At 60.3% G+C, this 12,971-nt stretch carries 10 protein-coding genes; all 10 read right to left on the bottom strand.

Annotated elements, in window-relative coordinates; translation table 11 throughout:
* Positions 1-18: 18 nt before the first annotated feature.
* The 10 genes from glp to ACOOEX_RS04240 all read right to left on the bottom strand — a co-directional run bounded on the left by glp (position 19) and on the right by ACOOEX_RS04240 (position 12,949).
* On the bottom strand, positions 19-1,290 hold the full coding sequence (glp, locus tag ACOOEX_RS04285; protein ID WP_420397277.1) for a gephyrin-like molybdotransferase Glp: 1,272 nt from the start codon (positions 1,288-1,290) through the stop codon (positions 19-21).
* Complete coding sequence (locus tag ACOOEX_RS04280) at positions 1,287-1,904, bottom strand: carbonic anhydrase (protein WP_420397276.1); 618 nt, start codon at positions 1,902-1,904, stop codon at positions 1,287-1,289. Before ACOOEX_RS04280 ends, glp begins: the two co-directional genes overlap by 4 nt.
* A gap of 2 nt (positions 1,905-1,906) precedes the next feature.
* Positions 1,907-2,344, bottom strand: coding sequence for a hemerythrin domain-containing protein (locus tag ACOOEX_RS04275; protein ID WP_420397275.1), 438 nt, complete (start codon positions 2,342-2,344; stop codon positions 1,907-1,909).
* A gap of 139 nt (positions 2,345-2,483) precedes the next feature.
* Complete coding sequence (locus tag ACOOEX_RS04270; protein ID WP_420397274.1) at positions 2,484-3,281, bottom strand: peptidylprolyl isomerase; 798 nt, start codon at positions 3,279-3,281, stop codon at positions 2,484-2,486.
* A 5-nt stretch (positions 3,282-3,286) separates the two neighbouring features.
* Positions 3,287-4,018: a respiratory nitrate reductase subunit gamma gene (gene narI, locus ACOOEX_RS04265; protein WP_071688732.1), complete on the bottom strand. Its 732-nt coding sequence runs from the start codon at positions 4,016-4,018 to the stop codon at positions 3,287-3,289.
* Positions 4,019-4,030: 12 nt separating this feature from the next.
* Positions 4,031-4,753 (bottom strand): nitrate reductase molybdenum cofactor assembly chaperone, encoded by a 723-nt coding sequence (gene narJ, locus ACOOEX_RS04260; RefSeq protein WP_420397273.1) that lies wholly within the window; start codon positions 4,751-4,753, stop codon positions 4,031-4,033.
* A gap of 1 nt (position 4,754) precedes the next feature.
* Positions 4,755-6,278 (bottom strand): nitrate reductase subunit beta, encoded by a 1,524-nt coding sequence (gene narH / locus ACOOEX_RS04255; RefSeq protein WP_420397272.1) that lies wholly within the window; start codon positions 6,276-6,278, stop codon positions 4,755-4,757.
* Positions 6,275-10,015, bottom strand: a complete 3,741-nt coding sequence (locus ACOOEX_RS04250) for a nitrate reductase subunit alpha (RefSeq protein WP_420397271.1) — start codon at positions 10,013-10,015, stop codon at positions 6,275-6,277. The genes narH and ACOOEX_RS04250 overlap by 4 nt, the downstream gene beginning before the upstream one ends.
* Positions 10,016-10,074: 59 nt before the next feature.
* Positions 10,075-11,472: a NarK family nitrate/nitrite MFS transporter gene (locus ACOOEX_RS04245; protein WP_420397270.1), complete on the bottom strand. Its 1,398-nt coding sequence runs from the start codon at positions 11,470-11,472 to the stop codon at positions 10,075-10,077.
* Positions 11,473-11,539: 67 nt separating this feature from the next.
* The gene (locus ACOOEX_RS04240) at positions 11,540-12,949 is read right to left on the bottom strand and encodes an MFS transporter (protein ID WP_420397269.1); all 1,410 of its coding nucleotides are present in this window, start codon (positions 12,947-12,949) and stop codon (positions 11,540-11,542) included.
* Between the last annotated feature and the right edge of the window lie 22 nt (positions 12,950-12,971).

Below are 12,971 nucleotides of genomic sequence, written 5' to 3'. Positions count from 1 at the left end.
TCTTGCTGTCCTCGTCTCTCAAAAAGGGTGGAATTCAACCAAGGCCCCGCCGGGCAGGTCCTCGGTTTCGGCGGGAATGAACAGCAGGCCGTCCATGTCCAGAAGCTGTGAAACCCTGCCGGATCGGGTCGCATCGACGAAATCGACAATCTCGCGCCCCGTGCTGTCAAAGCCGGTCAGGGCCGCCAGCCGAAGTTCGCATCGCCCCGGTTTGTGATGCAGCAAGCGCTGCAAGACGACATGTCGCCGGCGAACCGTCCCCTGAGACTGTCCGGAAAGCGACCTGCAAAGGGCTACGCCAAAGAGTTGCCACGTCACGTAGGCGGATAGCGGATTGCCGGGCAATCCAAGCCACGCCGCCCGTCCGACATGTCCGAATGACACAGGTTTACCTGGCTTTACCGCGACGCCACTGAAGGCAATGCGCGCGGAAAGTTCTGAGAGGGCGGGCTTTACGTGATCTTCTTCGCCGACCGATATTCCGCCGGTCGTCACGATCAGGTCCACCTTCTGAGAAAGCTCCGCCAGTTGCGCGCGCAGCCCATGCCGCCTGTCACCTGCAATCTGAATGCTGCAAAGATCAATGCCGGGTGCCGCGATTGCTGTGGACAGCATCGGTGTGTTGACATCCCATATCGCCGCGGCGCCCCTCGTTTGGCCCTGCTGAACGACCTCATCCCCGGTTACGAGAAGCGCCGCGCGGATGCGCCTGATGACGGGAACCGCTTCGTACCCGGCGGCTGCGCAAGCAGCGATATCGCGCGGTGAAAGGGACCGCCCCGCCGGAACGACGATCCTCCCTATGGCCATGTCCTCACCGGCCCGGCGAATGTTGCTGCCCGGCTTGACCAGCCCGGTCAAACGGATGTGAGTATCGCTGCGCAGCACCTGTTCCTGCATCACGACCGCATCTGCACCTTTCGGCACTGGTGCGCCCGTAAAAACCTGAATCGCCTCTCCGCGACGCGGCTCGCAGAGCGGGAGATGCCCCGCAGCCACACGCCCGCCAATCGCAAGCGACCAAGGCCCGTCGCCGCACAGGTCGCCGGTGTGGATCGCAAAGCCGTCCATCGCGGCATTGTCAAAAGGCGGAACCATCCCACGCGATCGTACCGGCTCCGCCAGCACGCGCCCGACGGCTTGCGCCAAGGTGACAAGCTCGGTTTCAGGGACGGCCTGTGTCAGGCGCACAATCCGGGACAACGCCTCGTCGATGCTGATCAGCGAACCAGAACGCGCGATGTCGTCACACCCACAGCCGGTGCCCGCGATCTTCCGGATGATGGTCATTGCCCGACCTCCGCATTGAAATGCCCCGGCCCAACCGTGCAATCCAGATCGCGAAGCTTGCCGTCTTTCAAGCCATAGATCAGGCCATGAACTCTAATACTGACGCGGTTCTTCCACGCCCGTTGGAGGATTGGCGTTTCAGCAACACGGCGCACGCCTTCGACGACGTTCAGCTCTGCAAGCCTGTCGCGGCGCGCCTCTTGATCATCAATTTGAGCAAGATCAATGGCATAGGCACGGGCAAGACGCCGGATCGGTTCCAGCCAGTGATCCGCCAGGCCATGTGGCAGGTCTTCGGTCGCGGCCTTGACCCCGCCGCAGCCGTAGTGACCGCAGACAATGATCTCTCGAATTATGAGCGCATCAACAGCGAACTCCAGAGCGGAAAGCATATTCATATCCGACGAGTGGATGACATTCGCCACGTTGCGATGCACGAATACCTCGCCGGGATCGAGACCCGCGACCACATTGGCGGGCACCCTGCTGTCAGAGCAGCCAATCCAGAAGAACTCGGGCGTTTGCCGCGTTGCCAGCCGTGCAAAATAGCCCGGTTCATCGCGGTTTCTTTGGTCGGACCAGGTCGCATTGCGATCAAGAAGGTCATTCAGCATTTTCATTCTCCGAGCGGCGACGAGAGACCACGGCGCTCCAGCATGTGCCGTTCCATCAGCCGAAGGTCTTTTTTGGTGAGCCTTGCACGGGCAATCGGGAGGATGACCGCGTTTTCGAGGATCAGGTGGCGGCGTGCATGGTGGGCGAAGTCCGACAATAGCGCACAATCCGATTGGGATGGCTTCGAGAGACTTGCGCCAATGCCCTGAATGATCGCGGCAATCGCAGGCGCATCCGCAAGCGCATGACCGTGATCGGATTGAAGCCTGTCGATCACCTTTTCGATTTCATCTTCCGGCGCGCATCGTTTCAGCATCAATGGAAACAGATCGATTTCCTCATCCGCCAGATGTTGCGGCAGCACCGCCTCAAGGAATACCAGTACTTGATCAAGATCGGCCTGATCCATGGATGCAGAGGCCACGATCCGGTCGATCAATGCACAGACTTCCCGTTCGCGCATATGATCTTCGGCGATGAAATCCAGCGGACCATGCAATGGACGGGCGCCGGAGCTTTCCCCCCTTGCCGCGTTCCGCTGCCGTTCAGATGGCTTGTTCATCGCCGCCCTCCCCCGATCAGACCCTGTTGAGATCTGCCCCTTGGATATCCGCGGCCTCGACTAGTTGTGCGATGAAGGCCCTCGACCGCCGTGCCCAGGATGTTTTCTCCATCGCTTCGGCAATCCTGTCTCGAACGGCCTCGAATGGTAGGACCTGCCCCAAGGCAACCGCATCCATCCGGATGATGTGATAGCCGTGACGGGTAAGAACCGGCTCTGGCGAGATCTCACCTTCGGCAAGCTGACGAAGGGCGGCCTCGAACTCCGGCAGGGTGTCGTTCGGGCCAAGTTGGCCCAAGGCGCCGCCCGACGACCTCGACCCGCAATCGCTTTCGCGCGTGGCGATGGCGGGAAGGCTCTTGGGATCGCTGAGAACGAGGGCAAGCAGCCCTTGCGCGCGAATCTGAACCTTGGCGCGATCCGCCTCATTGCGCGGATCGCAGGCGCATAAAATGTGTGACACTTCCCAAAGCGGCGGCGAACGAAAGCGCGTCGGGTCTTTCAGCCATTCGGAGGTGATGTCCGCCTCGGTCGGGGGAACGACATTAATCGCTTGGTCGAGCAGGCCCCGGATCAGGGCCTCCTCTTGTGTCTCGAAGCGCCCCGGCCCGAATTCCAATGGTTCTGCTTCAATGCGGCACAACCGCGCCTCTTGCAACAACAGGGTACGGATCGTCACCGCATTGGCCGCCTTGCGCCAGGCGATGCCGGGTTTGCCTGCTGGCGCGGTCTGGTTCTGCGTCTCGGCCGCAACCAGAGCGTGGGGGACACGCTCTCCGTTGACGACCAGATCCGGAAAGAGGGCTGCATTCATCTGCTTTACTCCGCCGGTGTCGATTTCGGGGTGTCAGATGCGGCCAGCGGCTTTTGACGCCGGGTGCGCACGATTTGATAACCCGGCCGCAAGAGATACCTGATCGGCGCGGAAAAGCCCGACAGGATGTGAACCAGCCGCGTGAACGGGAAGACCAGAAAGATCGTCAGGCCAAGGAAGATGTGCAGCTTGAAGATCAGTGCCGCCCCGACGATGTGATCCGCCGCGCCCGACTGAAAGGTCACGATGCCAAGTGCCCATGCCATGAAAGTCGTCATTTCGTGGCCATCGAGATGCTGGAGCGACACGAAGATCGTTCCCAGCCCCAACACAAGCTGTGCAAGAAGCAGGGCAAGGATCGCGTTATCGGCAAAGCTTGATGTTCGGCGAATCCTCGGGTCGGTCCAACGGCGGTGCATGAGCATCCCGCCGCCCACCAGCGCCATGACCCCGGCAATTCCACCGGCCACAACGGCAAGAACCTGCTTCGTGCCATGTCCGATACCAAGCGCGTCAAACAGCCAGATCGGCGTCAGAAGGCCAATGAGGTGGCCGAAGAAGATGACCAATACGCCCACATGAAACAGGATTGATCCCACCACCAATTGCTTGCGCCGCAACAACTGGCTGGACGAGGATTTCCAAGTGAACGGGTCGCGTTCGTACCGGGCGATCGAGCCGATAATCAAAACGGACAGGGCGATGTAGGGGTAGAGTCCAAACAGGAAGTTATGCATTTTTCGTCTCCCTCATTCCGCTGCCGCATTCGGCGCGGATCTCGTGGGTACAGTGGCGGTTGGTGGCATATCCATGCGGGCAAGCATGTCGCGCACTTGCGGACATCCGGCATTGGGGTTAGGGCCGAACAGAACTTCGCTTTCCTCCCAAACCTCGTCCAGCGCCGTCAGATCGGCGGGGTCGTCATCGGGCTGCGCGAGCATCTCCGCCACAGCCTCCTGATCCGCTTTCACACCTGCAAGTTGCAAAAGGCTGGCGAACACGGCAGCATAAGGGCTTTCGCGCCGGACAAGCCGAGCGTTCAGAGCCTCAAAAATATGCGCCGCGTCCGCCAGAGTATCCTGTGCCTCGGACGAAGGGCGCGTGGACAGGAATTCCAACAAGACAGGCAGGTGGTCCGGCAGTTCGGATGTCACGGGATCAAACCCGCCGGCCCTGTATGTCTCGATCAAGGAGACCATCGCGCCGCCACGGTCACGGCTCTCGCCGTGCACATGTTCGAACAGGTTGAGCGACAGGGTGCGCGAGCGATCGAAGAGCAGCACGAACTGTTCTTCCAGCTCATAGATGTCGCGCGTGCGCAGGTCCTCCACCAGCGGGCGCAACGTTCGCCGGGTTGCGGCCGTCAAACGCGTGTCCGATGACAGGATTCCGCCAATCTCGGGCATGGCCTGTTGCAGGTCTCGGGTCGGGTAGCTCAGCATCACCGACAATGCTTTCAGTGTACGGTCCATGTCACATCGCCTCCGTCGGCATCTTGAGGGGTTTTCTGGAACCGCCGAACAACGACTTGCCGGATGATCCGGTGGAACAGCCGTTGGTGTCGGTAAACCCGCAGCCGCCGCGCAGGTCATAGGCTTCCTCGACCTGTTCACGATGCGTGGTGGGGATGACAAAGCGGTCTTCGTAATCGGCCAGCGCCATGATCTTGTACATGTCCTCGATCACCCGGCCCGAAAGCCCGACCCGAGCGGCAATGGCTTCGTCAACCACGCCTTCGATCGTCTTGGATCGCATATAGGACCGCATCGCCAGCATCCGTTCCAACGCCGTGATCACAGGTGCTTCGTCCCCTGCTGTCAGCATGTTGGCGAGGTATCTGACGGGAATACGCAGGTTTCTCACGTCCGGCATTCCAGCCTCTGTCCCGATGGTTCCCGCTTCGGCGGCGTTCTGGATCGGGGACAGCGGCGGGATGTACCACACCATCGGCAATGTCCGGTATTCGGGATGCAGCGGAAAGGCGACTTTCCACTCCATCGCCATCTTCCAGATCGGGCTTTCCTGTGCCGCCTTGATCCAGTCCTGCGGTATGCCATCGGCACGGGCCGTCTCGATCACCACAGGGTCGTTGGGGTCGAGAAACACGCCCAGCTGCGCATCATAGAGATCCTGTGCGTCCGCCATGTTCGCGGCATCGGCAATCTTGTCGGCGTCGTAGAGCATGACGCCCAGATACCGAATGCGCCCGACACAGGTTTCCGAACAGACCGTCGGATTGCCGCTCTCGATCCGGGGATAGCACAGGGTGCATTTCTCGGATTTGCCGCTTTCCCAGTTGTAGTAGATCTTCTTGTAGGGGCAGCCCGATACGCACATCCGCCAGCCACGGCACTTTTCCTGGTCGATCAGGACGATGCCGTCTTCCTCGCGCTTGTAGATCGCCCCGGACGGGCAGGACGAGGCACAGGCCGGGTTCAGGCAGTGTTCGCACAGCCGGGGCAGATACATCATGAATGTATTCTCGTACTCCCCGTAGATCTCCTTCTGGATACCCTCGAAGTTGTAGTCCTGCGACCGCTTGGAGAATTCGCCACCAAGGATCTCCTCCCAGTTTGGACCTTTCTCGATCTTTTCCATCCGCTCGCCGGTGATCTTCGACCGGGGGCGCGCCGTGGGGAATGCCTCCATCTCCGGGGCGGATTTCAGGTGGTCGTAGTCGAAATCGAACGGTTCGTAGTAATCGTCGATCTCGGGCATGGCCGGGTTGGCAAAGATGTTGGACAGAATGCGCCATTTGCTGCCCTGTCTGGGTTGCAGCTTGCCAGCCCTGGTCCGTTCCCAACCCCCTTTCCAGCGGTCCTGGTTTTCCCAATCGGTCGGGTAGCCGGTGCCGGGCTTGGTTTCGACATTGTTGAACCAGGCGTATTCGACGCCATCGCGGCTGGTCCACACGTTCTTGCAAGTGACGGAACAGGTGTGGCACCCGATGCATTTGTCGAGATTCAGCACCATGCCGATTTGTGCGCGGATTCTCATTCTGCTGCCTCCTGTGCAGATGCGTCCCAGCTCTTTTCGCGGTCGAGCCAGTCCACGTGTCTCATCTTGCGAACGACGACGAATTCGTCCCGGTTGGCCCCCACGGTGCCGTAGTAGTTGAAGCCATAGGATTGCTGGGCGTAGCCGCCGATCATGTGGGTGGGTTTCAGGACCGCGCGAGTCACCGAATTGTGGATCCCCCCGCGATGCCCGGTCTTTTCCGAGCCCGGCGTGTTCACGATCTTCTCTTGAGCGTGATACATGAACGTCGTGCCGTCCTTGATCCGCTGCGAGACCACCGCGCGCGCCGTCAGGGCGCCGTTGGTGTTGTAAAGCTCTACCCAATCGTTATCCACGATCCCGGCACTCCTGGCGTCGGTCTCGCTGATCCAGATCACCGGGCCGCCCCTGTTCAGCGTCAGCATCAGCAGGTTATCGGTATAGGTGGAATGGATGCCCCATTTCTGGTGCGGCGTGATGAAGTTCAGAACGAGGTTGTCGCCCGTATCCTGCACATTCGCGGTGATCGTCTTGAGATCGACCGGCGGGCGGTAGGACATGAAGCCTTCGCCGAACGCCCGCATCCAGAGGTGATCCTGATAGAGCTGTTGCCGCCCTGTCAGGGTGCGCCACGGGATCAGTTCATGGACGTTCGTATAGCCCGCATTGTAGCTGACCTTCTCCGACTCGATGCCCGACCATGTGGGGCTGGAGATGATCTTGCGCGGTTGAGCTGCGATGTCGTGAAAGCGGATCTTGTTGCCATGCTCGCCCTCGGCCAGATGGGTGTGTTCGCGCCCAGTGGCCTTGCCCAATGCGTCCCAGGCCTTCACGGCGACATTGCCGTTGGTCTCGGGCGCCAGCATCAAAATGACTTCGCAGGCATCAATCGCCGTTTCGATCCTGGGCCTGCCCGCCGCTGCACCCTCCAGCTGCACACCGTTCAGGGCCGACAGGTTGTCGATCTCGTCCTGGGTATTCCAGGTGATGCCCTTGCCGCCATTGCCCAATTTGTCGAGCATCGGTCCAAGCGCCGTGAAGCGGTCGTAGATCGCGGTATAGTCCCGCTCGACCGCAACGAAAGCAGGGGCGGTCCTGCCCGGGATCAGATCGCATTCGCCTTTTTTCCAGTCCTTCACCTGGTCCTGCGCGATCTCCGCAGGGGTGTCGTGCAGGATCGGCAGCGCGACGATGTCCGTTTCCTTGCCCAGATAACCGGGCGCAATTTCCTGGAATTTCCTGGCAATTGCCTTGAAGATTTCCCAGTCGGACTTGGACTCGTAGGCCGGATCCACCGCCGCTTGCAGCGGGTGGATGAACGGATGCATGTCCGACGTGTTCATGTCGTCCTTTTCGTACCAGCTGGCCGTTGGCAGAACGATGTCGGAATAGACGCAGGTCGTGCTCATCCGGAAGTCGATGGTCACCAGCAGGTCCAGTTTGCCGCGCGGCGCCTGATCGTGCCACTTGGCCTCTTTCGGCAATTGGCCGCCATCCTGGCCAAGATCCTTGCCCATCACACCGTGATCGGTGCCCAGAAGGTGCTTGAGAAAATATTCGTGCCCCTTGCCCGAGGACCCCAACAGGTTGGACCGCCAGACAAACAGGTTGCGCGGCCAGTTGGCGGGATTGTCCGGATCCTCGCAGGACATTTCCAGATCGCCGGACTTGAGAGTCTCGGCGACATATGCCGGAATCTCCTTGCCCGCCGCCTTTGCCGCCTTCGCAACGTCAAGCGGGTTGGTTTTGAGTTGCGGTGCCGATGGCAGCCACCCCATGCGCTCGGCCCGGATGTTGTAGTCGATCAGGGAGATGTCCCAATCGCCCTCGGGCGCTGTGGGTGACAGGATTTCGTCTGCCTTCAGGGTCTCGTAGCGCCATTGATCCGTATGCGCGTACCAGGCAGAGGTCGAGTTCATGTGCCGGGGTGGACGGTTCCAGTCCAGTGCGAAGGCCAGCGGTTGCCAGCCGGTTTGCGGGCGCAGTTTCTCCTGCCCCACGTAATGGGCCCAACCGCCACCGGATTGCCCGACGCAACCGCACATCACCAGCATGTTGATGACGCCGCGATAGTTCATGTCCATGTGGAACCAGTGGTTCATCGCGGCCCCGATGATGATCATCGACTTGCCGTTGGTCTTCTCCGCGTTGTCGGCAAAGCCACGGGCCACGTGGATGATCTTGTCGGCCGGAACACCCGTGATCTTTTCGGCCCAAGCGGGCGTGCCGGGCATGTCATTGGCATAGTCGGAGGTGACCCAGTCACCGCCCAGACCCCGGTCCAGCCCATAGTTGGCGCAGAACAGATCGAACACCGTGGCCACGGCGATCTCGCCTTCGGCGGTTTGGATCTTCTTGACCGGGATGTTGCGGGTCAGGATCTCGGGGTGATCGGCATCCGTCTTGAACTGGCCAAAGGCCTCGCCCCCGAAATAGGGAAAGTCGACCCCCAGGATAGCGTCATGATCCTCTTCGAGAACAAAGCTCATCTTGAGTTTCGTCTCGACCGCGTTTGCCTTTTCTTCGAGGTTCCACTCGCCGTCTTCGCCCCAACGATATCCGACGGACCCGTTGGGCGCGACGAGGGCCTGAGAGACTTCATCAAATGCGACGGTCTTCCATTCGGGGTTGTTGTCTTCGCCCAGTTTGCCGTCCAGATCGTCGGCCCTCAGGAAACGCCCCGGCACAAGCTTTCCGTTCTTCTCATCCAACCTGACCAGCATCGGGAAGTCCGAGTACTTGCGGGTGTAGTCCTCGAAATATTCCGCCTGACGGTCCAGATGGAACTCGCGCAGGATCACGTGGCCAAAAGCCATGGCAAGGGCGGCATCGGTGCCCTGCTTGGCGTTCAACCAGACATCGCCGAACTTGGCGGCCTCGGAATAGTCGGGGCAGATGACGGCGGACCGCGTGCCCTTGTAGCGTGCCTCTGTATAGAAATGCGCGTCCGGCGTACGCGTCTGCGGCACGTTGGACCCCCATAGGAGCAGGTAGCCGGAATTGTACCAATCGGCGCTTTCGGGCACGTCGGTCTGTTCGCCCCAGGTCATGGGCGAGGCGGGCGGCAGGTCGCAATACCAGTCGTAGAATGACATGCAGACGCCGCCCATCAGGGACAGGTACCGCGACCCGGCAGCGTAGCTGACCATCGACATCGCGGGAATCGGCGAGAAGCCGAACACGCGGTCAGGGCCATAGGTCTTGGCGGTGTAGGCGTTGGCCGCAGCCGTGATCTCGGTCGCTTCGTCCCATGTGGCGCGGACGAAGCCGCCCTTGCCGCGGGTTTCCACATAGGATGCGCGAAGGATCGGGTCGGCCTGAAGCGTCGTCCAGGCCTCGATCGGCTCCATCGTCTCGCGCAGCTTGCGCCAGGCCTTCATCAGGCGGCCACGTACGAGCGGGTTCTTCACCCGATTGGCAGAATAGAGATACCAGCTGTAGGACGCCCCCCGCGCACAGCCACGCGGTTCGTGGTTGGGCAGATCGGCGCGCGTGCGCGGGTAGTCCGTCTGCTGGGTTTCCCAGGTCACGATCCCGGATTTCACGTAGATTTTCCAGCTGCACGACCCGGTACAGTTCACTCCATGGGTCGAGCGCACAACCTTGTCGTGCCGCCAGCGGTTGCGGTAGGTCTCTTCCCAGTCGCGGTTTTCGCGCGTGACCTGACCGTGGCCATTCGAGAATTGGTCAGTTTCCCTTGACTGAAGGAAGTTCAATCTGTCGAGCAGGTGGCTCATGGTTTCTCTCCTAAATTCGGTGGCCGCGCCACCCAGGCGGCGCGGCAGGCCCGTCTGGCTCAGCAGGGAACAGGTGCGGATTTGCGGCTGTAGAAGATCCAGCAGATCACGGCACAGACGGCGTAGAAGCCAAGGAACGCCCGCAAGGCACCATTCGGGGCACCCGTCATGGCTATGGACGTGCCGTAGAGCTTGGGGATGAAGAAGGCACCGTAGGCTGCGATGGCCGAAGTGAAGGCGATGATCGCCGCGCTTTCCATTTCGGTCTGCTTTTGCAGGGCACCAGCGTCGAGGGTCGGCATCAGACGCGGGACTTCCTGTTTCATGATCGACGGGATCATCTGGAAGGTCGACGCGTTGCCAACGCCGGTCAGGAAGAACAGTGCCATGAAGCAGGCGAAGAAGCCCCAGAAATTGCCGCCGGGCGACGCCTCGGAGGGCAGGAACTGCAACACTCCGAAAACCGCCACGATCATGGCAACGAAGGTCCAGAACGTTACGCGCCCGCCACCGAATTTGTCAGAGATCCAGCCCGTCGCCGCCCGGCTCAACGCGCCGACAAGCGGTCCGAGAAAGGCATATCTCAGCACATCAACTTCCGGGAACTGGGTGCGCATCAACAAAGGGAAGCCAGCCGCATATCCGATGAAGCTGCCGAATGTTCCGGTATAGAGCACGCACATGATCCAGTTGTGTTTGCGGCTGAAAATCACGGACTGCTCCGAGAAGGACGATTTCGCATCGGCAATATCGTTCATCCCGAACCATGCGGCGATTGCACTGACGGCCAGGAACGGCCCCCAGATGAAGCCTGCGTTCTGAATGAACAGCTGACCGCCATCGGACAGTTGCTGCGGTTCGCCCCCGATTGCGCCGAACACGCCCATTGTTATGACGACCGGGACCACGAACTGCATGACCGACACGCCGAGATTTCCCAGACCGGCATTCAGCGCCAGCGCATTGCCCTTGGTTTTCTTCGGATAGAAGTAGGCAATGTTCGCCATCGAGGAGGCGAAGTTGCCACCGCCGAACCCGCACATCAGGGCAAGGATCAGGAAAGTGACATAGCTCGTGTCGGGATTTTGCACCGCAAAGCCGATCCCGAGCGCAGGCAGCAGAAGGGAGGCCGTCGAGATGGCAGTCCATTTGCGCCCCCCGAAGATGGGCACCATGAAGCTGTAGAAAATGCGCAGAGTCGCGCCCGAAAGGCCGGGCAAAGCGGCAAGCCAGAACCGTTCGCCTACGGAAAAGTCGAAACCGATCGCGGGCATCTTGGCGACAACGACCGACCAGACCATCCAGACCGAAAAGGCCAAAAGCAGGTTGGGAATCGAAATCCAGAGGTTGCGGGTTGCGATGCGCTTGCCTTCGCTTTCCCAGAATTGCGGGTCTTCCGGCCGCCAATCAGTCAGCAGATGGCCGCTGTTGGCAGATGGGGTTGCGGTGGTCGCCATGGTGGGGTCCTCCCGTGGTGGCGTATGGAATGTGTGGCGGGCCGTTCATCGGCCTGCCGGGTTCGTATCATTCAGCCGGTTGGTTGCCGTTCTTCTTGGCAATTGCGGTCAGGCCCTCTTCCAAGGCCGCATTGGCCTTGAGCGCTCGCAACCGCAGCGTCTCGATATTGGCCGCTGCGAAGTTGGCGCGCTCCTCGTCTTCCTGCCGGGTCGAAAAGCGCACGAAGAACGCAAGGAAAGAGGCGCAGGTGACGACCATGCCAAGGATGAAGAAGGCCTCGGACCAGTCGATCACGTTCTTGAAGAGGAACCCGGCAAGCACGGCACCGGCGTTGCCCCCCGCGCCAACCACGCCAGCAACGGCCCCAAGCGCCTTCTTGTTGATGAAGGGCACGACGGAGTAGGTTGCGCCTTCCGCCATCTGGGTGAACAGGGAAAAGACGATCAGTGCCGGCAACGCGAGGAACAGCACATGCATCTGGCTGAAGACCATGAGAGCGCAGCCCTCGAAGAACAAACAGATGAAGAGCCAGAATGCCCGCCCCTTGAGGCCCCATAGCGATCCGAAGTTGTCACCGAACAGGCCACCCATCGTGCGGGCAAACAGGTTCATCAGACCGAATGAAGCGGCAACCAGACCAGCTGTCACAAGGGTCAGATCAAAGTAGTCCATGAAGTAGAGAGCAGCGACGTTGTTTACCGTCAGTTCGATGCCGAAGCAGGCGCCATAGATCACGAACAGAATCCAGACCCGCGGGTCTCTGAGGGCCTGCATGTAGTTGCCGGTGACTTTTTTCTTTTCTTCCATCCTGCCCTGCGCGCGCAGGTCATCGAAGTTGCCGTCTGGCGCGTCCTGGGTCAGAAAATAGTAGGCGATCCCGGTCAGGAAGATGATGACACCGACCACAACCATGGACAGGCGCCAGCCAACCGCTTCGGAGAAGCCGAACCCAATGACCATGACCGAAAACAGAAGCGGCATGACAAATTGCGTGACGCCCCCGCCCAGATTGCCCCAGCCCGCCGATGTTGCGTTTGCCTGGCCAACCACATTGGGCGCGAACATGACCGAGGTATGGTATTGCGTGATAACGAACGCAGCCCCAATGCCGCCGATCAGGACGCGAAACAGCAGGAAGGTTTCAAAGGACTGCGCAAGGCCGATCCCCATGACCGGCAAGGACCCGATCAACAACAGCCACGTGTAGGATTTCCGCGGCCCGATGCGATCGCAGAGCCAGCCGATGAACAGCCGGGCAAAAATGGTCATCGAGACGGACCCGATGATCGCCCATCCGATCTGGTTCGGCGTCAGTGCCAGCTCATCGCGCACAACGCTCATCAGCGGCGCAATGCCGAACCATGCGAAAAAGCACGAGAAGAACGCAAACCACGTCATGTGGAAGGTTCTGATCTGCACCATCTTTACGTTGAAGAAATTCGACCACAGCGCCGTGGCCTTGTTCTGAAGTTCCATCGCGGCCCCTCCGCCTTATGCA

Origin of the sequence: Nioella sp. (genome assembly GCF_965215655.1) — a bacterium.
Classification (GTDB): Bacteria; Pseudomonadota; Alphaproteobacteria; order Rhodobacterales; family Rhodobacteraceae; genus Nioella.
The sequence above is the reverse complement of the archived record's forward strand: the minus strand, read 5'-3'. Positions and strand labels throughout refer to the sequence as shown.

Coding starts and splice junctions, on each gene's coding strand:
- narH (WP_420397272.1), bottom strand. CDS start 6,278: ATGAGAATCCGCGCACAAATCGGCATGGTGCTGAATCTCGACAAATGC.
- ACOOEX_RS04270 (WP_420397274.1), bottom strand. CDS start 3,281: ATGAATGCAGCCCTCTTTCCGGATCTGGTCGTCAACGGAGAGCGTGTC.
- ACOOEX_RS04240 (WP_420397269.1), bottom strand. CDS start 12,949: ATGGAACTTCAGAACAAGGCCACGGCGCTGTGGTCGAATTTCTTCAAC.
- narI (WP_071688732.1), bottom strand. CDS start 4,018: ATGCATAACTTCCTGTTTGGACTCTACCCCTACATCGCCCTGTCCGTT.
- ACOOEX_RS04250 (WP_420397271.1), bottom strand. CDS start 10,015: ATGAGCCACCTGCTCGACAGATTGAACTTCCTTCAGTCAAGGGAAACT.
- ACOOEX_RS04245 (WP_420397270.1), bottom strand. CDS start 11,472: ATGGCGACCACCGCAACCCCATCTGCCAACAGCGGCCATCTGCTGACT.
- narJ (WP_420397273.1), bottom strand. CDS start 4,753: ATGGACCGTACACTGAAAGCATTGTCGGTGATGCTGAGCTACCCGACC.
- glp (WP_420397277.1), bottom strand. CDS start 1,290: ATGACCATCATCCGGAAGATCGCGGGCACCGGCTGTGGGTGTGACGAC.
- ACOOEX_RS04280 (WP_420397276.1), bottom strand. CDS start 1,904: ATGCTGAATGACCTTCTTGATCGCAATGCGACCTGGTCCGACCAAAGA.